This is a genomic window from Bizionia sediminis, from assembly GCF_042684585.1.
Classification (GTDB): domain Bacteria; phylum Bacteroidota; class Bacteroidia; order Flavobacteriales; family Flavobacteriaceae; genus Algorimicrobium; species Algorimicrobium sediminis.
Genome location: NZ_JBHULS010000008.1, coordinates 1 through 24,834 on the forward strand (window position 1 = coordinate 1; position 24,834 = coordinate 24,834).

A 24,834-nucleotide genomic window follows, 5' to 3' on the forward strand; every position below is an offset into this window, starting at 1 on the left:
AAATCTTAAAGGCAAGTTAGAAGTATATCCTGTATAGTTTTTACCGTCTTTTTCACTTACTAAAATATATGTATAGTAAAATCCCTCCATTGCCTTTATTTCACGGGTTGAACCCAGCTCCCCCTGTTACTAATATGTTTTTATTTTCTAGTGATTTAAATTCTTGTAGGTTCATTTTTATTTTTCTTGACTTGTGAAATAAGATTTGAGGCGCTTTCCCAAATACATTTTTCCGTAATGTGTTTTTAAATATTTTTCTGTTTTTAAAGTTGTGATTACTTTTTTGCATTGATCAAAAAAGTAACCAAAAAAATCTAGGCTGATTTTAATTTTCTTGAAAACGGCTTAAAACCTTTATCCTGCGGATGACAATCGCTGCGCTAGGTCATCCTCCGCTGCCCTAACTGCAGGTTTTAATTGTTTTACTACGAAAATGAAAAGTAGGCCAAATGTTGCGGTTTCAGTTTGTTTTGGCTTTTTGATTTAGCTTGATGCTTCTTCATGAAACTTTTATTTGTGGGTTTTAGTTTATTGGTTTCGGGTTTAATAACCGTTTTGATTTTTTAGCTTGTTATTACTTTTTTGCATTGATCAAAAAAGTAAGCAAAAAAATCTAGGCTGATTTTAATTTCACTAATATTTCAACCTAAAAAAACCAATTACCAGTAACCGTCAAGTAACCTTATAGCGTGGCTGTGGCTTGATTGCCTAACACGCCTTTAACATCATAAACAACCGCATTTTTAGTTTTGAGCGCATCAAAATTTAAAGTCATAAATTCCTTATGAGCCACGGCTAATACAATGGCATCATAGGTGTCTGTTGGTAGGGTTTGGGTGGTTTCTAGTTGGTATTCGCGCGCCACATCGGTTGGATCGGCTAACGGATCGTATATACATACCGAAGCTCCGTATTGTTTTAATTCGCTTACCACATCTACCACCTTGGTGTTACGCACATCGGGACAGTCTTCTTTAAAGGTAATGCCTAACATGAGAATTTTAGAGCCCTTCACTTTTAAATCGTTTTGCAGCATGCGCTTTACCACCTCCGAAGCAACATAGGTGCCCATAGAATCGTTCATGCGGCGACCTGCTAAAATAATTTCAGGATGATAGCCCACTTCTTGAGCCTTTTGAGCCAAATAATACGGATCCACACCTATACAATGACCACCTACTAAACCTGGTTTGAATTTTAAAAAGTTCCATTTGGTTCCAGCAGCTTCCAAAACTGCACGGGTATCAATATCCATGCGGTTAAATATTTTTGCCAACTCGTTTACAAAGGCTATGTTTATGTCGCGTTGCGCATTTTCAATCACTTTGGCGGCTTCGGCAACTTTTATACTGGGCGCTAAATGCGTGCCCGCAGTAATGACTTTTTTATACAAAGCGTCTACTTGTTGGCCTGTTTCTGGTGTGGAGCCAGAGGTGACTTTCAGGATTTTTTCTACGGTATGCTCTTTGTCGCCCGGATTAATACGCTCGGGTGAATAGCCCACAAAAAAATCACGGTTAAAAATTAAGCCACTGCACTTTTCCAATATCGGAACACAGGAATCCTCCGTGGCACCCGGATATACGGTAGATTCGTAAATAACAATGTCGTTTGGCTTTAATACCGCGCCCACCGTTTCGCTTGCCTTTAACAAGGGGGTTAAATCGGGTCTGTTGTGCTTGTCTACTGGCGTTGGTACCGTTACAATATAATGGGTACAATTTGCTATTAAATTGGGATTTTCCGTGCAAAACAAGCCGGAAGCCGCTTGGTTTTCTAGTAAGGCTTCTGGACTAGAAACCGTAACCGCTTTTAAGGCTTCGTCCGAAACTTCTAACGTGCTATCGTGTCCGTTTTGTAAGGCCGCTACGCGCTGGCTGTTTACATCGAACCCAATTACAGGGTATTTTGTTGCAAATAAACGGGCTAGTGGTAGGCCTACGTAACCTAAACCAATAATTGCTATTGTCATATACGGTGTTTTATGGTGTAAATGGTTGTTATTGTTATTGTTGTTGTTTTTATGTTTGAACTCCTTGTATTTTAAAATACTTGGGGTTTTTAAATTTTGAAACCTATTTTTTTAGGCTTTTTTAGGGTCTTTTTTTGCCTGTTGAAAAGTCGTGATACGCGTTATGTAATTTTTTCTTTTTGAACGACTTTTAAAGAAGGTTTTAATAACGCCTTTTTATTGGTTTCTGGTTTAATAGCCGTTTTGATTTTTAAGGTTGTCATTACTTTTTTGCATTGATCAAAAAAGTAACCAAAAAAATCTAGGCTGATTTTAATTTTCTTGAAAACGGCTTAAAACCTTTAGCCTGCGGATGACAATCGCTGCGCTAGGTCATCCTCCGCTGCCCTAACTGCAGGTTTTAATTGTTTTACTACAAAAATTAAAAATAGGCCAAATGACATGTTGTGGTTTAACAACGCTGTTTTTTTATTGTTGGTTTTAGCTTCTTCATGAAGCTTTTATTTGTGGGTTTTAGTTTATTGGTTTCGGGTTTAATAACAGTTTTGATTTTTTAGCTTGTTATTACTTTTTTGCATTGATCAAAAAAGTAACCAAAAAAATCTAGGCTGATTTTAATTTTCTTGAAAACGGCTTAAAACCTTTATCCTGCGGATGACAATCGCTGCGCTAGGTCATCCTCCGCTGCCCCAACTGCAGGTTTTAACTGTTTTACTACGAAAATAAAAATAGGCCCAATAACATGTTGCGGTTTTACTTATTTTGGTTTTTTTATTGTTGGTTTTAGCTTCTTCATGAAGCTTTCATTTATGGGTTTTAGTTTATTAGTTTCGGGTTTAATAACCGTTTTGATTTTTAAGGTTACCATTACTTTTTTGCATTGATCAAAAAAGTAACCAAAAAAATCTAGGCTGATTTTAATTTTCTTGAAAACGGCTTAAAACCTTTATCCTGCGGATGACAATCGCTGCGCTAGGTCATCCTCCGCTGCCCTAACTGCAGGTTTTAATTGTTTTACTACGAAAATTAAAAATAGGCCAAATGTTGCGGTTTCAGTTTGTTTTGGCTTTTTGATTTAGCTTAATGCTTCTTCATGAAACTTTCATTTATGGGTTTTAGTTTATTGGTTTCTGGTGTAATAACCATTTTGATTTTTAAGGTTGTTATTACTTTTTTGCATTGATCAAAAAAGTAACCAAAAAAATCTAGGCTGATTTTAATTTTCTTGAAAACAGCTTAAAACCTTTATCCTGCGGATGACAATCGCTGCGCTAGGTCATCCTCCGCTGCCCTAACTGCAGGTTTTAATTGTTTTACTACGAAAATTAAAAATAGGCCAAATATTGCGGTTTCAGTTTGTTTTGGCTTTTTGATTTAGCTTGATGCTTCTTCATGAAACTTTTATTTGTGGGTTTTAAGTTTATTGGTTTCTGGTTTAATAACCGTTTTGATTTTTAAGCTTGTTATTACTTTTTTGCATTGATCAAAAAAGTAACCAAAAAAATCTAGGCCAAGTGTTGCGGTTTTACTTTATGTTGGTATAACCGCTTTCATATAGTATGCCCACATGATTAGAATGTTGGCAAACCAAAAATGTATTTGTTTTTGGTACGTTTTATACAAAACGGCAACCCTAACAGCAACATGGAGGTTGGCAACATAAATGCAAAGGTTACATTAATGGATAAATCGTGTGTCGCATAAGCCAAAGCCGTCATGATAATAGTATAACACCCAATGGCCAACGTGGCGTATTTATGCGATAATCCCAAATCGATTAAATGATGATGTATATGATTCCGATCGGCTAAAAACGGATTTTTTCCCTTCCGAATGCGCACCATAAACACGCGTAACGTGTCTAATAATGGATAAGACAACAAGGCCATTACAAAAATGGGGGCGTTTTTAAAAACATCGGCTTGACTTTTAGCGCCCAAACTTAAGAACAATACAATTTGAAAGGCCAAAACAAACCCCACAACCATAGAGCCCGTATCGCCTAAAAATATTTTGCGCTGATGCGAAAAGTTGTAAACTAAAAACGCGCTTAACGACCCCACCAAAGACAGGGAAATGAGCGCGTAGAAAAAGTGGCCGCTTACATAAAACGTAACCGCCAAAACTGCCGAAATTACAGCACCCAACACACCGGCTAAACCATCTATACCGTCAATTAAATTATAAGCGTTTATAATAAGCACCATAACGAATACGCTAAACGGTAACCCTATATAGTTGGGTATATTTTGAATACCAAAAAGTCCTGAAAAACTAATTATTTGAATATTGGTGGCCACGGCGAAAATACAAGCAATGGCAAAAAGAAAGGCCATTTTTTTGCGCGGCGCTAAAGGCATTAAATCGTCTGAAACTCCAATAAGAAGCAATAACAACACCAGAATGTTGAAAACAACTAAATCGATTAATTGTCCGTAAGATGCAAACACCAAAGCGGCAATATTTACGGTTAGTAGCAAACCGGTAAACACGCCCACACCGCCTAGGGTTGGCACAATGCCTTTGTGCGAGGTTCTGTTGTTAGTTTGCGCAATTAGGTTTTTGGCTTTGCTAATTGCAATTACCCGAGGCATAACTATAAGGGTAACTAGTAAGGAGAAAAACACCGTTGCCAAGGCACACAACTCGTGGTGATGCGCGAAAAACGCTGCAATGTCTTGATGATTTGAGGGAAAATTATCCATAAGAATGGTACTAATTTTTTCTAATGGCTACCGCTATATACTACACACAAACAAAATGGATATTGGTATACGTTAAAGTAGGCATTATTTGATTTGGATTAATAACGTTTTTTTTTGAAATAAAACTGAAACCACGTGTTGTTTGGAGCGTGTATTGTGAGGCTTGAATACAGCTTCGCTACAACCTGTTACATTTTAGGCTTTTAAATGGTATTGTTTTTAAAATGACGCCCTATGTTACAGGGCGTTGCAATAAACAGCTAAACAGACAGCTTTAACTGTTTTCAAAGGTGTTAGTCGCTTTTTGAACAAGCGCTTTCAGTTTTGCTATCGAATATAAAACGAGTAAACGCTTTTTAGTTCCCAAAATTATTTTGTTTTTTTTAACATCCGGACATGTCATTCACGAGACAAAAACAACCTTCTAACGAGAAAACCAACACGTTAATCGACAAAAATACAATTAATTACAATGCGTACCAGTATTTAAAACTAAAAAATTTACGCGTGGCTGCTTTGTAAAAAAACAAGTATTAATAGGCCGTTTTTAAGGTGTCGTCTTTTAATTGAAAGGTAACCACAAAACCCAATGCGGTTAACACCACCCATAATTTGTTTTTCGTTTTCTTTTGAATAACGCCTTCTTGATTTTGAAAACCAAAGGCATCTAACGCAATTTTATTTCCAGGCTGCCACTGTTCCACTGTATGTTGGGTAATATTCGGGTTTTCCAACAAGGATTTAAGGTGTGAAATTTCGTTGTTTTTAACAATGCCCGGTTTACCCTGTTCGTGCAAATAGGCCATGGTGCCAGGAATTTGAAATACCGCGGCACGGTGTTTATCTTCGCAGCACACAAACACCAACCCATTAAAAATGGGTACTTGTAGCTTTTTTTTCCGATCGCTCCATGTCCTTATTTCTGTGCGCGTAGGACAAAAGGCCTCTACATCAGGAATTTCATCGTTAATGCGTTTTTCCACTTTGCGCTCATGCTGTCGTTTTACATACAGGACATACCATTTCCGAGAACTCATATTAATAGCTTCATTCAAATTTTTTCAGTCCAAAAATATCAATAAATAAAAGGATTACAACTATTTGCACGCCTCTTTTTTGAAGTTTAACAAAGTGGCACAACCAATTTTGGCGTGTTACTACATACTATTAAAACCACTTATTACACCAATGGGACAGTTGTTTCATTTATATAGTCAGTATTCCCATTGTGTTTTATTTTTACCATTCACAAATTAAAGTAGGTTTAAAGTTTGTGGATTCTTTAAAAGGCGAGATTCATCTCGCCTTTATTTGTTTTGTAACGTAGGTAACCCACTACAGCCTACATTTTTTTCGGCTACATTTTCTTACAACAAAAAGCACACACTAGTTACACACCGGTACGTAACGTGAATTTGCAAAAAAAATAACACCAAACACGTTTTTTATTATTAACAGAAACAACTACCTGATAATCAAATTATTAAAAATTCAAAAAAAAGCAACCAGCCGCCCGTGAATTCCTAACAAAGCAAGCTAAAACGTATTTTACCATGAAAAGGTTTGTTAAAACCTTGATTATCCTTTAATTTTACAAGCGGTTTTTTTTAAAAGTAGCCTTATCTTTGTTAAAAAGCCTGTTTTACAGCGGTGTTGTAAATAGCTTTATGAAAGCCTTAAAGAAAAGTGCATGCAAAAATACGATGTTTTAATAGTAGACGACGATGCCACCAGCATCAAGATTTTAGAGTACATGTTAACTACTTATTGCAACGCCGTTGGCAAAATTTACACAGCAAAAACTGTGGATGACGCCATTGCATCTTGTTTAAAAAACCATCCAGACATTTTACTTTTGGATATTGTTTTAGGAAAAAACGAAACCAGTTTTTCTTTATTAGAATCCATTCCCAATGCCAAAGCAGAAGTTATTTTTATAACCTCCTACAAAGAATACGCCATACAAGCTATAAACGAATCGCAGGCTGTTAGTTATATTTTAAAACCTGTTAAACTACCTATTTTTATTGGCGCTATGGACAAGGCCATGAAAAAACTAGAAACAAAAGCGTCTTACAAAAACACGGAAAACCCCACTGCCTATTCCATTTTTTTGGCCATACCCTCTGCTAATAGAATAGAAATTTTAAAACCAGAGGCTATTTTTTATCTTGAAGCACAAGGACGCTACACCATTTTTCATTTGGCCGAAGGACGCCAAAAAATAGCGTGTAGAAATATTGGCGAATACGAAAAACAGCTTAATCCCAAACAATTCTTTAGAATACACCACAGTTTTATTGTAAACCTAAACATGGTTACCAATATTAACAAATCGTCTGGCAATTACTTTGAACTTTCCAACGGTAAAAATTTACCTATTGCCAAACGCCGCCAAGAACAACTTCAGAAATTATTAAACATAAAATAAGATAATCAGCTTTTTAAGCCAGACAAACAACCATCTTACAGCTTTTTTTATACACTAGGTAATTTAAGTAATTAATTTTTCAGAAAATTACTTGTTTTGATATTTTACTGCTCACTTATGTCAAATTTGAGCCGCTTGTTACATTTTACCCTTCTATTAACATAGAAAAAATTATCTTTAGAACATAAATGTGTCAACAATAAGCTATTAATCAACCGTACCACGAAAACGGACCAATATTTCGTAATCATTTTTAAATTTTAAGAAACTAACATTCGTTTCCGGGCGAAGCTGTGGTTTAAAATTAATAGATTTATTTAAGTATGCATAAATATACTACGCTGATTGTAGACGATAATATTGCCAATGTGCGATTATTAGAGTTTATGCTAACCACCTACTGCTCTGAAACTGTGGGGACGATTTTAAAGGCCTTCAATTTAAAAGATGCTACAGACATATGCCAAACACACCAGCCTTCTATTATGCTTTTAGATATAGAACTAGGCAATAATGAAACCAGCTTTGCCTTGCTAGACAGTCTACCGGACCACCCAGTTGAAATCATTTTTATTACCGCCCATAGTCAGTATGCCATAAAAGCCTTAAACGGGCAGCCTAAACCGGTTAGTTATATTTTAAAACCTGTAAAATTAGCGCAATTTATTGTAGCCATAGATAAGGCCATAACCAGTTTAAATAAACGTATTCTAGAATTTAACACAACCACCGTTAGTTCCAATTTAATTGCCATACCTAAAGCAAACCGCATTGCCATAGTAAAGGCAGATGAGGTACTCTATTTAGAAGCCGAGGGTAAACACACCGTGTTTTATTTAAGTAATGGCGCTACCAAAGTTGCTAATAGGAATATTGGCTTTTACGAGAAAACCTTAAATACCAAACAATTTTTCAGAATTCACCACGGCTACATTGTTAACCTGAATAAAGTTGTAAACATGAATAAACACGCTGGTAATTACTTTGAATTAACAAACGGCAGTAGCTTGCCCATTGCCAAACGCCGCCAGGCTGAATTACGGCGCCTTTTAAACATGGAATAACGCGTTATGTACCAACAACTTTGATAAAATGACCCTCTTGATAACAACCAACATACGTAAAATGAATTGCAGGTGCAGATTTAAAATCAGTTCCTTAAAATTAAATTTAATACTAATAACAACCTTTCATGAATTTTCCTTTATGAAAACAAATTAGTTTTTTAAACCCCAATCACAATGTCCCAAACCTACAATATCCAGAAAAGAAATTACACCAATCAAATAAGTTTAAACCATCTAGAAGTTTTTTACTTGCGCCTGCACGCCCATGGCATGAATAGCGATACCATATGCGATTTTTTAAACCTAGAAAAACTAAAAATTAACAGACTCCGCTTTACCATTTATTCCAAATTTAAAACTAAAAACTGGTGCCAAATTATTGCTTTGGCCCTGGAGCAAGGACACCTTAACAAATCGGATTATGTAGATGATTTGGTTAAACAAATTGCTTTAAAGCAAGTTTCGCATCTCTTACAAATAGATAAACCGGCGGCCATGCAAAAAGCCGTGTTTAAGTTTTACTTAAGTACCAAAAAAACATTCTTCAAGCCTACAACAACCAAACTGAAACAAACAAACTAACAGAGGTAGAAATTACTTTAATTAAACTAAAGTTTAAAGGCCGAAGCGCGCAATATATTCGAAAGAATCTTGAATTAAGCACGCCTAAATTTAGAATTTTAAGGCAAGGTATTTTTGAGAAATTGGGAACACAAAACTGGCTGCACACCTTCCGAAAAGGTATTCAAATTGGCATTTTAAACAGCTCCGAACCACATTTTTTAGGCACTAAAAAAGCGGTTAAGTCTGGAGCTAAAAAAATACGCCAACTACAACAAGCAACCATGTTAAATGAAACAGACAAACAGGAGGCTATTTATAACGCGCTTTTAAATGTATATGCCGATATTGAAAACAATAGTCTCTTTAAAGTCCGGGGGTAGATTTTTTTGAAGTTGGGTAATTTGGTGCACGTTTCCCTTAAATACCCCTGAAAGGTACACTGTGTAAAATACCAATTCCGTCAACTAACATATTAATTATACATTTTAAACTACAAAACAACAGCTTATTAAAAAAATGGACAGGATGAAACCCGCAACAGATAACCAAAACATGCCCCTTTTGGAAAAACGCACTAAAGTTGTTATGGCCGATAGGCCTTCTAAATTAGAATTTCTTATAAACGAGGAATTAAGCGCTTTTTATGCAAAAGGCATTCAGGTAATAGATGTTAAATATGCTATTAGTAAAGAAGTTGGATCGGCCATAATTATATACAACCCGAATATCTGACACGTCCTTTATAAAGCATTTTTTAGCACCAAGGCCATGTAGTAAGTACTGAACGTAACAACTACTGGGCTACAAAATTTATAGCCATTTTTTTCCTGTTTGCATACCCTACGAGTAATTGGCGCTATACTAAAACTTGTGTTCATGTAAGTAAATACAAAAATTTATATTGAATAGCTAAAATCCCGTAAAATGAAAATGAGCACGATAGGCCATCGCGCTCATTTTTTTTTTGTTAAAAATTCGGGTGTTGTATTTGGCGTAGTTGGTAGAACAAACAGCCAACGCACCTGATATGATAGCTTGCCTAGAAACGAATCTGCAAGTAAAACTCATGACTCCCGTTAGACCTTCCTAACAAGTCGGAATTCACCGCATATTCGTATAAATACCCAATAGCGGTACCTTTATAAATATCCAGCTGCACCAAACCACCTAAAGTATTATCTGTTCGAAAGTTGGCAGCAATTTGGTACTTATCATTTAAAACCAATTTTGCCGTGAAATCGGTTGATACCGGCGCGCCACCAACATAGCGAAACATAAATGTAGGCTGCAAAGCTAGGGACTTACTTAAACTAAAATTGTAACCCCCACTTACATAATAATGAACCCGATCTGTAGCTACAGTTGCATAGCCGTCCTCATTTTTGGCGCGTTCGGTGTTTAGCAGTCTAGGTGTGGATACAGACAAAAAGTAAGCCTCATGCTTTAAATAAAAACCAACACCAACATTAGGATTCATTCTAGAAATATCGCCCAAACTAGGATCTTGAACAATATTAAAGGTACTTAAACCTGCTGAATTTACGCGGTAACTGTTGGCACCTGCTTTTACACCCATATACAGGTTAAGCGCATTACTTAATTGGACACGGTACGAGAAGTCTACAGAAACAAAGGTTTGCTTTTCTATAAAAACCTGATCGTTTATAACCGAAATCCCTATTGATATTTTATCGCTTAAAGGTGTCATAAATGAAAACACTTGTGTTTCTGGTGCTTCTTTTACACCCGACCACTGACTGCGAACGCCGGTTTTAAAGTAGGTATTCCCATCGACACTATTGTAAGCGGGATTTACTAAATTAAGATGGTTTTGATAAAAACCAATAGTGCTTTCTTGTTGCGCCATAACAACGCCAGAAACGATTACTAATAGATAAAAAATTACTTTTTTCATTTTATATATTTTTAAGTAGAATACCGGATTCTACATGATACCTTTTGTTTGTTATTCTATCTTGTTAAATATATCCAACCTTCATAATCTACAACGCCGTTACCATTTAAATCAATTTGATAAAAATAGGATCCCCCTGGAAGTGGTTTACTATTATTTTTATAATAGCCATCCCAGGTATTTCTGTAAGACCGCGCATGGAACACAAGGGCGCCCCATCGGTTATAAACAGACACCTTGTTGTTTGGATAATTTTCAATATTAAACACCATCCAGTAATCATTTATACCATCGCCATTTGGTGTAATCGCTTCTGAAATATTAATAACGTTTAGATCGCAAACATCGCCTTGACCATTATTATTCCTGTCCTCCTGACCTGGATTGTAGGTAAATGGGCAATTATCGTCTTCATCTGGAACACCATCGTTATCATCATCATCGTCACAAGCATCACCTATACCGTCCATATCATTATCACTTTGATTGGGATTATTGGCGAACGGACAATTATCTTCTGTATCTGGCACACCATCATTATCATCATCGGCACCACAATTATCTTTTACCCCATCGGCATTGGAATCTATAAAGTTATTTTCAACCGTTACATTTACAATAACAGTCGCTGTGTTTCCACTAGCATCTGTAACCGTGTATAAAACCTGATTAACACCTTCATCCGAACAACCAAAGCTATACTGATCTAGTTCGGTAGTTATGTTGCTACACGTATCAAAGCTACCCGTATCAATATCTGCTACGGTAATACTTGCTTGCCCTGCGGCATCCAATTCAATCGTGATGTCTTGACTGTTTATAACAGGACTTGTTAAATCCAATACAGTCACTTCAGCTGCAGCCGTACTACTATTTCCACTGGTATCTGTAGCTGTAAGTAGAATGGTATTCACACCCAGATGACTGCAGTTAAATTCCGTCTGACTTAAACTTAAAGTGAAAACACAATTATCAAAACTGCCTGAATCAATATCTGCTGTTGTAATGCTTGCAAATCCTTGATCATTTAAAAATATGGTTAGATTTTCTGCTGCAACTGTTGGACTGATAGCATCCACTACGGTTACAATTGCTGTATTTTCTGCGGAATTTCCGCTAGCATCCGTTACCGTTAATGTTACCTCATTAGGACCCAAATCTGAACAATCGAAACTTGAAATATCCAGAGACAAGCTGCTAATTGAACAAGTGTCCTCACTTCCATTATTAATCATTTCTGGTGTTATGCTAGCCATACCGTTTGCATCTAACATTACAGTCAGATCTCTTGTAATAACCTGCGGCGCTGTTAAATCAGTTACCGTGACATTTTGTGTTACCGTTGTGGTGTTTCCGGCTTCATCTGCAATAGTCCAGGTTACCACCGTGATTCCTAGTGGGAAGGTTGCTGGCGCATCGTTTGTTACACTTGCAATACCACAGTTATCACTTACGGTTGGCGCGCCTAATGTGACGTTTAAAGCATCGCAACTATAGTTGGTGCTTACCGTTACATCGGCGGGAGCCGTTACTATTGGGCTGCTTGCATCTATTACAGTTACTAATTGTGTTGCTGTTGTAACATTTCCGGATGCGTCTGTTACGGTCCAGGTTACAACCGTATCGCCTAATGGGAATGTAGCTGGTGCATCATTAACAAGCCCAATCACGTTGCAATTATCGGCGGTTGTGGCGGTGCCTAATGCTACCGTTGTGGCTTCGCAATTGGCATCGGCGGTTGTTACAATATCCGCAGGCACCGTAATAGTTGGTGCTGTGGTATCATTTACTTGTACCAGTTGCGCGGCCGTTGCCGTGTTTCCGGCGTTGTCTGTTACCGTCCAAATAACCGTGGTTTCCCCTAATGGGAAGATACTCGGTGCATTGTTGGTTACAGAGGCAATACCACAATTATCGTTGGTAATGGCATTACCTAGTGTCGCGATTTCTGCACCGCAGGCAGCGTTGGCAGCTACCGTGATGTTGGCTGGTGCGACAATCGTTGGATTCACCGTATCATTAACTGTTACATTTTGTGTTACCGTTGTGGTGTTTCCTGCTTCATCTGCAATGGTCCAGGTTACCACCGTGATTCCTAGTGGGAAGGTTGCTGGCGCATCGTTTGTTACACTTGCAATACCACAGTTATCACTTACGGTTGGTGCGCCTAATGTGACGTTTAAAGCATCGCAACTGTTGTTGGTGCTTACCGTTACATCGGCGGGAGCCGTTACTATTGGGCTGCTTGCATCTATTACAGTTACTAATTGTGTTGCTGTTGTAACATTTCCGGATGCGTCTGTTACGGTCCAGGTTACAACCGTGTCACCTAACGGGAATGTAGCTGGTGCATCATTAACAAGCCCAATCACGTTGCAATTATCGACTGTTGTGGCTGTGCCCAATGCTACCGTTGTGGCTTCGCAATTGGCATCGGCGGTTGTTACAATATCCGCAGGTACCGTAATAGTTGGTGCTGTAGTATCGTTTACTTGTACCAGTTGCGCGGCCGTTGCCGTGTTTCCGGCGTTGTCTGTTACCGTCCAAATAACCGTGGTTTCGCCTAATGGGAAAATACTCGGTGCATTGTTGGTTACAGAGGCAATACCACAATTATCGTTGGTAATGGCATTACCTAATGTCGCGATTTCTGCACCGCAGGCAGCGTTGGCTGCTACCGTGATGTTGGCTGGTGCGACAATCGTTGGATTCACCGTATCATTAACTGTTACATTTTGTGTTACCGTTGTGGTGTTTCCGGCTTCATCTGCAATAGTCCAGGTTACCACCGTGATTCCTAGTGGGAAGGTTGCTGGCGCATCGTTTGTTACACTTGCAATACCACAATTATCGCTTGCCGTTGGTGCGCCTAATGTGACGTTTAAAGCATCGCAACTGTTGTTGGTGCTTACCGTTACATCGGCGGGAGCCGTTACTATTGGGTTTACAGTATCATTAACACTTACTAATTGTGTAGCTGTTGTCATGTTTCCTGAATTATCTGTTACAGTCCACGTTACAACCGTATCCCCTAATGGGAATGTTGCTGGTGCATTGTTGGTGGTTGTTGCCACGCCACAGTTATCGGCGGTTGTGGCGGTGCCTAATGCTACCGTTGTGGCTTCGCAATTGGCATCGGCGGTTGTTACAATATCCGCAGGCACCGTAATAGTTGGTGCTGTGGTATCGTTTACTTGTACCAGTTGCGCGGCCGTTGCCGTGTTTCCGGCGTTGTCTGTTACCGTCCAAATAACCGTGGTTTCCCCTAATGGGAAGATACTCGGTGCATTGTTGGTAACCGAAGCGACAGCACAATTATCGTTGGTAATGGCATTACCTAATGTCGCGATTTCTGCGCCGCAGGCAGCGTTGGCAGCTACCGTAATGTTGGCTGGTGCGACAATGGTTGGATTCACTGTGTCATTAACTGTTACATTTTGTGTAACCGTTGTGGTGTTTCCTGCTTCATCTGCAATGGTCCAGTTTACCACCGTGATTCCTAGTGGGAAAGTTGCTGGGGCATCGTTTGTTACACTTGCAATACCACAATTATCGCTTGTCGTTGGTGCGCCTAATGTGACGTTTAAAGCATCGCAACTATTGTTGGTGCTTACCGTCACATCGGCGGGAGCCGTTACTATTGGATTGGTAGTATCCGTAACTGTTACATCAAACGAACAGATTGTTTGGTTACCTGAAGGATCTGTTGCCGTATACTCCAATGTTGTAGTTCCTACTGGAAATACATCACCAGACGTTAATCCTGTGGTATCTGTTTGTAATACTTCTATTTCTGTTTCTATTTCAGAATAGGTAACAATGACACGTGCATATGACCCTGCTGCCCATTCTGTATTTGGATTTTGATCTAAAACTAAACAATGGTCTTCTATAGCAATACTGAAAGCGTTCTCCCCATTTGACACATAACTATTTGGGTTTAAAGGAACTGTAACTATAGTATTTTGACAAACATTATAGGGACCTTCATACAAATTATCTGCATTCCCATTGAAACTAATTGGAAAATTACTAAAATCTGGTAATCGTGAGCCTTGAGATGGCATGGATCCTGTTTCGAACCAATCTCCTTCTTGTAGTGGTAAATCGTATTCATTTGGAAGTAAATACGACTGGTAAAACTCCACCACAACAGAAGATGGTGTTTCTAGATTTGTAGACGTCCATGCAAAATTTATTACAGGTATAGACTCCCCAGTGTAATGACATGCGAAAAAATCTAATGTATCGTTACATAAAGGACCACCAGTATTTACATAAGGAGCATCATCTTCGTTATACGAAATTTGAGATAATGGGATATAAAATATTTCTGTATTAGTCTGTCCAGCACCAGAACAGTTATCTGTTGCTGTTGGTGGATCAAAAGTGACTACGGCACCACATAATTCGTCCTCGCTTGTTACTAAAATATCGTCTATACAGGTTAAAATTGGTGGTGTTTCATCTAAAACCGTTACGAACTGCATATCTGTTGCCGTGTTTCCAGCGTTGTCTGTTACAGTCCAAATAACTGTGGTTTCGCCTAATGGGAAAATACTCGGTGCATTGTTGGTAACCGAAGCGACAGCACAATTATCGTTGGTAATGGCATTACCTAATGTCGCGATTTCTGCACCGCAGGCAGCGTTGGCTGCTACCGTGATGTTGGCTGGTGCGACAATCGTTGGATTCACCGTATCATTAACTGTTACATTTTGTGTTACCGTTGTGGTGTTTCCGGCTTCATCTGCAATGGTCCAGGTTACCACCGTGATTCCTAGTGGGAAGGTTGCTGGCGCATCGTTTGTTACACTTGCAATACCACAGTTATCGCTTACCGTTGGTACGCCTAATGTGACGTTTAAAGCATCGCAACTGTTGTTAGTGCTTACCGTTACATCGGCGGGAGCCGTTACTATTGGGCTGCTTGCATCTATTACAGTTACTAATTGTGTTGCTGTTGTAACATTTCCGGATGCGTCTGTTACGGTCCAGGTTACAACCGTGTCGCCTAATGGGAATGTGGCTGGTGCATTGTTGGTGGTTGTAGCCACGCCACAGTTATCGGCGGTTGTGGCGGTGCCTAATGCTACCGTTGTGGCTTCGCAATTGGCATCGGCGGTTGTTACAACATCCGCAGGCACCGTAATAGTTGGTGCTGTGGTATCAATTATAGTTACATTGGCTGTAGCCGTGCTCGGGTTACCGTATATATCTGTTACGGTTAGCGTAACCATATTCACACCTAAATTCGTACAATCAAAATCGGTTATACTTGCTATAACACTTGCTATTTCCGTATTATCTGTAGAACCGTTGTTTATTTGATTCGGTGTCATACTTACATCACCATTTGAATCTAAAACAAGGGTAATATCTTGTGTCATTGCTACCGGAGGCGTGGTATCCACAATAGTAACAATTGCCGTGCTATAATCCTGATTCCCGGATGCATCTGTTGCCACTAAAATAACGGCATTATCGCCTACGTTGGCCGTTCCAAATCTGTTTGGAGAAACCAATAGGCTAAAGTCACAATTATCAGAGGAGCCATTATCTACTTGATCGGGTGTAATAACCAGTTGGCCATTAGCGCCCAAGGCTAGCGTTATATTTTGTGCTGCAGACACAGGATCAATAGAATCTTGCACGGTAATTATAGCTATATCTGTGTTTTCGTTTCCATTAACATCTGTAACCGTTAAAGTTACCGTGTTGGTTCCTAAATTTGAACAGTCGAACGTAGTTTGTGACACAACCACAGAAGCCACCGCACAATTATCAAACGAACCGTTATTAACTTGATCTGCGGTTATGCTTGCTGTTCCGGAAGCATCTAGCTCTATAGTAAGCGGTTGCGTGAATACAGTAGGTAACACAGCATCTTCAACCGTTACCGTAGCCGTACCTGTTGACACGTTACCACTAGTATCTGTTACGGTTAACGTTACTGTATTTGCTCCTAAATGACTACAATCAAAGTTCGTACTACTTAGTGTCATACTTGCAATACCACAGTTATCACTGCTACCATTATCAATGTCGGACGCAGCAATCATTGCCTCGCCGTTAGCATCTAGTTGTAACGTTATGTCTTGTGTTACTACTGTGGCTCCTGTCGTGTCTTCTACTGTAACCTCTGCTGCCATGGTGCTCACATTACCACTACCATCCGTTACCGTTAATACCACCGTATTAGCTCCTAAATGACTGCAATCAAAGTTCGTACTACTTAGTGTCATACTTGCAATACCACAGTTATCACTGCTACCATTATCAATGTCGGACGCAGCAATCATTGCCTCGCCGTTGGCATCTAATTGTACGGTAATATTTTGTGTGGCTACTGTAGGTGCTAAAGCATCTTCAACCGTTACAATAGCCGTATCTGTTGACACATTACCGCTAAAATCTGTAATTGATAAGATTACTTGGTTAGCGCCTATATCTTCACAGGTAAAATTTGTAATATCCAGAGACATGTCATCAAAACCACAATTGTCTGTACTGCCATTGTTAACCAAATCTGGCGTAATCGTAACTTCGCCATTGGCATCTAATTGTACGGTAATGTCTTGTGTCATTACGGTAGGTGCTAAAGCATCTTCAACCGTTACAATAGCCGTATCTGTTGACACATTACCGCTAAAATCTGTAATTGATAAGATTACTTGGTTAGCGCCTATATCTTCACAGGTAAAATTTGTAATATCCAGAGACATGTCATCAAAACCACAATTGTCGGTACTGCCATTGTTAACCAAATCTGGCGTAATCGTAACTTCGCCATTGGCATCTAATTGTACAGTAATGTCTTGTGTCATTACGGTAGGTAATTCTGAATCTGTAAAAGAGACATCAAAAGTTGTTGTTTCGCTTACCCCAAAGTCGTTTGTAACCGTTAAGGTTATGGTTGCTGAACCTTGTGCATCTGTAACCGGGGTAATGGTAATGGTGCGGTCTGCTCCTGTACTAGATGCCACTATATTTGCATTAGCAACAATAGCTGTGTTTGAGGAACTTCCTGACAGCGTTAAATTATCTACTGGCGTTGCAAAATCTGCAACTGTTACAGTAACACGTATATCTGAATTAGGGCAACTTTCTTGATTGCTTACAGCGGTTATAGAAGGTGCTGGATTAATAACCGAAATTAATTTTGAAGCACTATTACCACAAGAAGTAAATATAGCTGTTGTAGTTCCTACTGTAAGTCCTGTAACTTCGCCACTAGCACTAATAGAAGCGATATTTGAATCACTTATTGACCACGTGCCATTTGGATACACATGCGACAATGTTAAGCTACCACCTACTGGCAATTCATGGCCACCTGTTATTTGTGGAAAGTAGCCTTCTACAAAATTACTACTATTGCCCGTTAAGGACATATTATTAAAGGTTCCTGTGTTGTTGTTAGTGGTAGCATCCAGTAATTGTATAACACTTGTATTAACACCATTGGCAACACCTTGGTCGAAAGTATAATATCCTAACAAGCCATTCTCTTGGCCAGTTAGAGACGTATTCATATTGTTTTGAATTTCTAATTGCGTTCTGGCATCATCCCAAAAACGAACTTCATCCAATTGCCCTGCAAAATAGTTATCTATAAAGCCAAATTGATAAGGCCCGGTAATATTAACGTTATTTGGTGCAGGTGTTGTTACCCATACCGCACCATTTACATATACTATATACTGGTTACCTTGCTTAACTAATGCGATATGAGACCAATTATTTTCCGTAAAAACTATGGGCTGATTCGTATCCGGATAATATTCAAAACGATTAAGGGTGTTGTCCTCATAAGTATCTAAATATATTTTACTTTCTTTAAAATAAATTGATGGATTTCTTGTATTTGATGTACTTCCAGCTTGATTTCCAAAAATAGCATGGTAATTAGTATCATCAAAATTGCTTGCATCGGGTTTAATCCATGCCTCTATTGTAAACGCAGTGGCTCCGTCCTGAATACTTAAGCCGGATAGAGACACATAATCATTAACGCCATCAAAATACAATGAATTGTTAGTAGAAACGTAAACTGGTGTTCTGGTTACACTGGAACAACCGTTTGAAGCAAGGGACTCGGCGTAATACGTTGTTCCAGAAACCAATACTTCGGTATCCGAAAGCACGTTACCACCAGTGGCAGCATCAAACCATTGTAAGGTTTCGTCATTTTGCACTGTGGCTTGTAAGTCTGCTAGTGTATCGCCATTACAAATTAATTTTCTGCCAGTATCAAGAACCACAGGTGCCTCTGGAGCTGGTTTAACCGTAATGACAACTTCGGCTGGTTGTGCGCAAGGATCGGAGGTATCCACAACCGAATAAGTTGTGGTTTCTGTAGGCGTTGCAATAACTTGATTGCCCGATGTTGTGTTTAAGCCGGTAGCAGGACTCCAAGCATATGTTGTGCCTCCAGACGCTGTTAATGTAATCGACTCACCTTCACAAAGGGTAATATTGTTGCAAGCTGGGTTTTGCGCACCAAATGCCATGTTTACATACACTTCATCATTTAAATAATCAAATGTTAAGGACGAATGCGTGCCCGGAAAACTAACAATGGTAAACCCCTCTGCACCAGTCATACTCGTGGAATTTGAGTAGGTCATGCCTAAACCATTCCAAATTACCTGATACGGTACAGAAGTAACAATACCAACAGGATAAGTAGGGTTTCCGATACTTGAAAATGCGACTTGTGGATTTGTAACCGGTTCGCTAAAAGCAATAGTAAACGTACCGGCAAAATCATTTCTTACAACGTTGTTAGTTGGTACATTATACGCTGTAGGGAATGCGGCGTGATTAAACATTGCCGAAGTTTGCATACCACCATTAGAGTGTGTTACGGTAGCCGTAACATCCCCGAACAAAATTCCTGTTCCCGTTGTGGATGTAATCGTATTAAAAACCACCCATTCTAAACTATTGGCTTCACATAATGAATTGGATACAACTAAGGGTTGTGGCACCAAGTTTACTGTAGCAGCAACCGCAACATTTTGAGTTGTAACATCCGTTGATGCCAAGGTAATTACACCAGAAAAAGAGCCCGAGGCTGCAGTATTTATCGTTCTAGTATAAACATTTGTAAGCGGTAAGGTACCATTAGCTGGTATTGTTACCGAATTAGAAAAAGTACCCCCTGATGTTAAACTTACTTCAAAACCTGCAGGCGCTGTTACTAAAACATCGTCTATAAGCTCCGTACCTGTAACGCTTATAATTTGTTCATCTGAAGACGTACCAAAGCAAGACGTAAAATTGGATAGTGCCGAAGCATCTACAGTTAAGGCAGGATTTAAATCAGGTGGTGATATCACTTCTTGTACACCATCAAAGCACATGGTCATCAATACTCCACCTACACCTCCGTTATGAGAGAACGTTATACTTGTGTATGGTGAGCTTGACGACACCTTAATGCTACCGCCAGCAATACCAGAAAATGTAACTACATTACCTGTAATTATTGTGTTTTGCGGGCAATTGCCGCCAAAGGATGTTAATGTAGGTGTGCCAGAGTTTACAGTAACGGTAATAATTTCTCCAGGATTAGCACCAGCAAAATTGTAAATCATATCATTGACTGGGGCAGAGAACGTGTTTGTATACGTTGATGCGGATTGCCCAATATAAACGCTGTTAGGTTTTAAGTTTACACCGCAATATGAGTAAGCATAGGCGTAGTTGGTAAAGCCTCCAGTACCTGTTCCAGTAACCGTAACCCCATCGATGGTAAACGGAAAATCGGCATAACCTTTTTCTAGTGTACACTGAGCAAACGCGTAAAAGCTAGATATTAAACAAAATAGTAAAATAATTTTTTTCATTAGGATTGTTTTAAAATGTATGTAATGAATTAGATATGCCTTTAATACCTGTGTCGCGGGTTCTATTTTTGTTTAAAACCCGGTTTACACGCCCTCATGTTAAAATAATTTGTATTGGAATTGCTTTGGAAGATGCGTGTAATCTGACAGTTACATAGTATTCATGACTTTAGGGACTCTCCAAGATTGTGCAGCCATAATTAAGTAGGCTGCCATTGCTTGCCAAATGGAGAAACTTAAGGTTTGGCGCTTGGTTAGGGTAAAGGCGTTCCTTTGTTTGCATAGGCTACTTCTAACATAGCTAAATTTCCTGCTGCATTAGTAGTTATGCCTTCTTGTCCAAACATTAAAGGTTGCAGTATAAAGCTGGTAGTAAAGTACGCCGCTTTGAAGCTCCGTTCTTTTTGTAGTCGCATAAATAGGTTAAGTTTTTGGTTTTTGGGTATTCTATAGTTTAGTAAATTGTGTTTGCATTAAGCTTGCTATTACTGTTATTATTTGTTTGTAATTAAAGTTGCTTTTATTTTGAACCCTAAAATGAGGCTGACTCATTCTGTTCGTTTTAAACAATTTTTAATAGGGTTTTTCGGCATTTACCATTACTTTTGAAATGGTAGTAAAGAAACCCATAAATTTATGCAGCGAAATTATAGCATAAATCGAAACAAATGGCTTTTGTGAGTTCTACAAAAGTTCTACAAACTAAAAAAAAGTGTATTTATAACACCTCAATACCATCTATACACCACTCAAAACCAAATCATTAAAATATATACTTAATTATATACAGCTAGAAACAGCACTGCAAAGCATACCACAGGCCATACTGCTCGTATTTTTAATTTAGAATTTTATACTGCGCTATACAACCCTTTAATTGCATTCAATTTTCTTTTTAGCGATTCTGTTTTTGTGCTTTTAACGGCAAAAAAACGACCCCTTTTTTAAAATTTTTAAAATTAACAAAGGACTAAATACCCGTTTCTTTTTGGGAGAAGTTTGCTACAATTGAATTGTCAGTAAATCCAATATATGGGTAAGGCTGTTTATTTGAGCGAACAAAAGCCCAGGCGCTGCACTTGCCAATAGCATAAACGCTAGGGTGCTGCATTTTTTTCTTCAATTGTATTTAGGTAATGTAAGAAATCTCGTGACTCGGGAAGTGCCATTTTTTTTACAATTCTGTATTTTTTCATAAAAACACTTTTTTGCGTAATATTTAAAATTTCGGCAATTTCTTGGTTGGTAAAGTTTAGTTTAATTAAAATACAGAAATCAATTTCAGACGCCGTTAAATTAGGATGTTCTTTTAATAGATTCTGAATGAAATAATTATCAAATTTTTTAAACTTTTCAATAATCAGTTTCCAAGTTCTTTTTGGAATATGTATTTCTTTTAGAATCGTTTTTGCTTTGGTTATATTTTTAGCGTCAATTGCCTTGTTTAAATCCTTTATTCCTTTAACCAACAACGCCTCTTTGCCAGCAGCCTCTAATGCTTCTGTTTTATATTGATTTAGGATGGTGTTTTTAAGCGCCATATTTCTTGCCTGTAGCAAATTTTCGTCTTTCAGGAATTGCACCTTTAACTTTGTTTGTTTTCGTTTGTAATTTATCATAAAACCCAGAGCTACTAATAAAACAATTAATAATAGCGATAGCGCAATGAGTACCCAAATTTGTTTTCTATTAAGCGCATTCTGACTCTCTAACAACTCTTTTTCAATTCTAATGAGCTTATTATCCGCCTCTAGTAAATTTGTTTTATGTTTTACCTGTAATTGCCGGGCTCTTATATCAGACTGCCTATTACTTAAAGAGTCTTTTAGGGACATTAAATTTTCGGCAACATTTAAAGCGGCCTTTAAAGCACCTACATTAGTATGGTAAGCCAATAATAAATTTTGAAATTCTATAGATTCTGTAAGCTCCAAATCTTGACTACTTATATAATCTTGCTGCGCTTTAAAAAGGTTATTAAATTCCTGTACACTCTTGTTATCATTTAAAAAATTCAGATAATCCAATGTAATTTCTAATCGGAACTGGTCATTCTCACCCGATACCATTTGCATAGCCTGCTCATATATTTCTGTACTGGCTGTTAAGTTCCCTGAATTCAAATATAGTAAGCGTGCTTTTTGGGTTAATGATAATGCAAGAAGCGGCCTGTTGTCAATTTTAGTAAATATAGAAACCGCTTCATCATTCAATTTACTGGCCTTATTAAATTGGCCATCGTTATACAGAGCGTCTGCATAATTATAATTTATAACTGCTGCCGTGTATACATTATTCTGTTCGTTAAAATAAGGTAAAATAGATTCGTATTCTTGTATGGCGAACTTATAATCTTTCAACACCAAATAGGTATTTCCCAATTTTTGACGTTCAATATTTAAATCGTAAGGCTTATTATGGGTTGCTTTTATGACTGCAATTGCTTTTAAAGAGAATTCTACAGATAAATCTAACAAGCCTTTATTTTTGTAAATAGAAGCCGAAGCAGAATAAATGCGAATTAAACCCGTAGAATCTTTTAATTTGAGCACTTTTTTTTCTGCGATATCTAATAACTCGAGTGCTTTTTTATTCTCATTAATATTTTTATAAATATTAGATTGATTAACCAAAGCCACCACTTTCTGCTTATCTGTAGTGGCAAAATTATAACTCAAGTCAAAATTTGTAAGTGCCTCTAAAGGGTTGCCAGAAATTGCTTCGGCAATACCATAAAGATCGTGATAAATATGAAAAACAAGCGAATCTGCTTCAGGTATGCTTTGCTTTAAGTTGTTAAGCTTTGTTTTAACCTCATCAGGCGATTGAAAGAGAATCCTTCTGTAACTTGAAATAGAATCTAACAGGGTTTCCTGATTTTGTGCTTGAGCGCCAGGCACAGAAAAACACAAAGTCAGACAAATTAACCCTATATTTTTAAATAAATTTAATTTTGTTCCTGTTGCTAAAGCATTAAAAACCTTCAAGAACAGCATGTATGCGTTAACATGTTTACTTTGTTTCATATAAGTAGGACTGTGCCCTAAGTGGACCGCTATTTGGAATGACCAAAGTTAAAAAAGATAAATTTATTTTTATTTATAAAATTTAAGTAAAATGAATTTAATTGATTTTTGGTTGCGTTTTTATTTAAAATAAAGCTCTTTTATTAACTTTTTACCAGAAAAAAAGTCTATTTCTGGTTTTTATTTTATTTACCAAAACCCTAAAAAAACTTCAGAAACCCCAAAAGTGCGTTGGAAAGCTAATTTGGCGTTTTTTAGTTCTTGGCATTTTTTGAGCAATATTGAGCTATAATGCATACCATTGTTATTTACAAGGTATCAGAGAGCATACCTAAAATAACTGACACACACCTCTACAGTACCGCTTTGAAAAAGAAACGGACAGAAAGAACTTTTTTAGTGAATAATAACAAATAACAACACCTTTCACGAAGGGATTTGCTGCGCACATCCCCAAAACGCCGCTTTGAAAAAGAAACGGACAAAAAGAACTTTTTTAGTGAACAATAACAAATAACAACACCTTTCACGAAGAGATTTGCTGCGCACATCCCCAAAGCGCCGCTTTGAAAAAGAAACGGACAAAAAGAACTTTTTTAGTGAACAATAACAAATAACAACACCTTTCACGAAGAGATTTGCTGCGCACATCCCCAAAGCGCCGCTTTGAAAAAGAAACGGACAAAAAGAAAGTTTTGAGTGCCCTCAATTTTCTTTTTGTCCGTTTCTTTTATTCGTGACCTCGAAGGGATTCGAACCCCCAACCCTCAGAGCCGAAATCTGATATTCTATCCAGTTGAACTACGAGGCCTTTGTTTATTTTTCTTATCCGCCTTGGGTTAAGACAGTTTCGCTTTTACAATATTTGAAATAGTTTTACCATCGGCTTTTCCTGCCAATGCTTGACTAACTACACCCATAACCTTACCCATATCTTTCATTCCTTCTGCGCCCGTTTGGTTAATTGCAGCCACAACGGCGGCTTCAATTTCGGCCTCCGATAAAGCTTCTGGCAAAAACTGACTAATAACTTCGGCTTCCTCCAATTCAGGTTGCGCCAAATCTTCGCGACCTTGCTCCATAAAAATGGCAGCACTGTCTTTACGTTGTTTTACAAGTTTTTGCAGCATTTTTAATTCGTCGGCTTCTGTTAATTCGGTTTGCGAACCGGTTTCAGTTTGCGCTAGTAGTATAGCCGATTTCACAGCACGTAAAGCTGTTAAAGCTCTTTGATCTTTGGCTTTCATAGCCGTTTTCATAGCGGCCATTATGTCTTGCTGTAAACTCATGTTTTATTAAT

The 24,834-nt window shown here is 38.1% G+C and carries 13 protein-coding genes and 1 tRNA gene; 5 read left to right on the forward strand and 9 right to left on the reverse strand.

Features of this window, described 5'->3' with window-relative positions:
- Positions 1–682 precede the first annotated feature (682 nt).
- The 3 genes from ACFSQP_RS12550 to ACFSQP_RS12560 all read right to left on the reverse strand — a co-directional run bounded on the left by ACFSQP_RS12550 (position 683) and on the right by ACFSQP_RS12560 (position 5,714).
- Positions 683–1,972 carry a nucleotide sugar dehydrogenase gene (locus ACFSQP_RS12550; protein WP_376895043.1) on the reverse strand — a complete coding sequence of 430 codons (1,290 nt, stop codon included), beginning with the start codon at positions 1,970–1,972 and terminating at the stop codon, positions 683–685.
- 1,571 nt (positions 1,973–3,543) lie between these two features.
- Positions 3,544–4,677 (reverse strand): glycosyltransferase family 4 protein, encoded by a 1,134-nt coding sequence (locus ACFSQP_RS12555; RefSeq protein WP_376895045.1) that lies wholly within the window; start codon positions 4,675–4,677, stop codon positions 3,544–3,546.
- 533 nt (positions 4,678–5,210) lie between these two features.
- Positions 5,211–5,714 (reverse strand): UpxY family transcription antiterminator, encoded by a 504-nt coding sequence (locus tag ACFSQP_RS12560; RefSeq protein ID WP_376895047.1) that lies wholly within the window; start codon positions 5,712–5,714, stop codon positions 5,211–5,213.
- A gap of 653 nt (positions 5,715–6,367) precedes the next feature.
- On the opposite strand from ACFSQP_RS12560, the gene ACFSQP_RS12565 reads away from it, so the two are divergent.
- From ACFSQP_RS12565 to ACFSQP_RS12585, 5 genes are all read left to right on the forward strand, one after another.
- A complete protein-coding gene (locus tag ACFSQP_RS12565) occupies positions 6,368–7,108 on the forward strand; it encodes a LytR/AlgR family response regulator transcription factor (protein ID WP_376895049.1) in 741 nt (246 codons plus the stop codon).
- A 323-nt stretch (positions 7,109–7,431) separates the two neighbouring features.
- Positions 7,432–8,172 carry a LytR/AlgR family response regulator transcription factor gene (locus tag ACFSQP_RS12570; RefSeq protein WP_376895051.1) on the forward strand — a complete coding sequence of 247 codons (741 nt, stop codon included), beginning with the start codon at positions 7,432–7,434 and terminating at the stop codon, positions 8,170–8,172.
- A 177-nt stretch (positions 8,173–8,349) separates the two neighbouring features.
- Positions 8,350–8,757, forward strand: coding sequence for a hypothetical protein (locus ACFSQP_RS12575; RefSeq protein ID WP_376895053.1), 408 nt, complete (start codon positions 8,350–8,352; stop codon positions 8,755–8,757).
- 122 nt (positions 8,758–8,879) lie between these two features.
- On the forward strand, positions 8,880–9,119 hold the full coding sequence (locus ACFSQP_RS12580; RefSeq protein ID WP_376895055.1) for a hypothetical protein: 240 nt from the start codon (positions 8,880–8,882) through the stop codon (positions 9,117–9,119).
- A gap of 145 nt (positions 9,120–9,264) precedes the next feature.
- Positions 9,265–9,471, forward strand: coding sequence for a hypothetical protein (locus ACFSQP_RS12585; protein WP_376895057.1), 207 nt, complete (start codon positions 9,265–9,267; stop codon positions 9,469–9,471).
- A 307-nt stretch (positions 9,472–9,778) separates the two neighbouring features.
- Here ACFSQP_RS12585 and ACFSQP_RS12590 read toward each other — a convergent pair whose 3' ends face one another.
- From ACFSQP_RS12590 to ACFSQP_RS12615, 6 genes are all read right to left on the reverse strand, one after another.
- Complete coding sequence (locus tag ACFSQP_RS12590) at positions 9,779–10,654, reverse strand: PorP/SprF family type IX secretion system membrane protein (RefSeq protein ID WP_376895059.1); 876 nt, start codon at positions 10,652–10,654, stop codon at positions 9,779–9,781.
- Positions 10,655–10,710: 56 nt separating this feature from the next.
- Entirely contained in the window at positions 10,711–20,508 is a 9,798-nt protein-coding gene (locus tag ACFSQP_RS12595) for an HYR domain-containing protein (RefSeq protein WP_376895061.1), read from the reverse strand.
- A 254-nt stretch (positions 20,509–20,762) separates the two neighbouring features.
- Complete coding sequence (locus ACFSQP_RS12600; RefSeq protein WP_376895063.1) at positions 20,763–20,924, reverse strand: hypothetical protein; 162 nt, start codon at positions 20,922–20,924, stop codon at positions 20,763–20,765.
- 681 nt (positions 20,925–21,605) lie between these two features.
- Positions 21,606–23,534, reverse strand: a complete 1,929-nt coding sequence (locus tag ACFSQP_RS12605) for a transcriptional regulator (protein ID WP_376895065.1) — start codon at positions 23,532–23,534, stop codon at positions 21,606–21,608.
- A gap of 737 nt (positions 23,535–24,271) precedes the next feature.
- Positions 24,272–24,345, reverse strand: a tRNA-Arg gene (locus ACFSQP_RS12610).
- A 28-nt stretch (positions 24,346–24,373) separates the two neighbouring features.
- A complete protein-coding gene (locus tag ACFSQP_RS12615) occupies positions 24,374–24,823 on the reverse strand; it encodes a GatB/YqeY domain-containing protein (RefSeq protein WP_376895067.1) in 450 nt (149 codons plus the stop codon).
- Positions 24,824–24,834 lie beyond the last annotated feature (11 nt).